This window comes from Halomonas sp. SIMBA_159 (assembly GCF_046536035.1).
Classification (GTDB): domain Bacteria; phylum Pseudomonadota; class Gammaproteobacteria; order Pseudomonadales; family Halomonadaceae; genus Vreelandella; species Vreelandella venusta_A.
The window spans coordinates 1-238 of sequence record NZ_JAWJBT010001561.1 but is presented as its reverse complement, the minus strand read 5'-3'; the positions used below and the strand labels follow the sequence as shown (position 1 = coordinate 238).

1 protein-coding gene is annotated in these 238 nt (G+C 54.6%); it reads right to left on the bottom strand.

Annotation, left to right across the window (positions count from 1 at the left end):
• Positions 1–238 (bottom strand): OmpA family protein (locus R0J87_RS24480; protein ID WP_498889642.1); only part of this gene is annotated, 238 nt, incomplete at both ends.

The window sequence follows — 238 nt, the reverse complement described above, 5'->3', positions numbered from 1 at the left end:
ATAAGCTCGCGACGTGATGCATTTGCCCGATCGTCAGACAGCTCCCAGTTGCTGTAACCCCGGTAGCCACCGGCATAGGGAACGCTATCCGTATGCCCACTAATGCTTAAGTCATTCGGCAAATCATTGAGCAGCTGTGCCATTGTCCGCAGCAGACTGCGCATATAAGGGGCGACTTGGTCACTGCTCAGCTCAAACATCGGCCGTTGCTCGGGATCCAGCAGTTGTATACGCAACC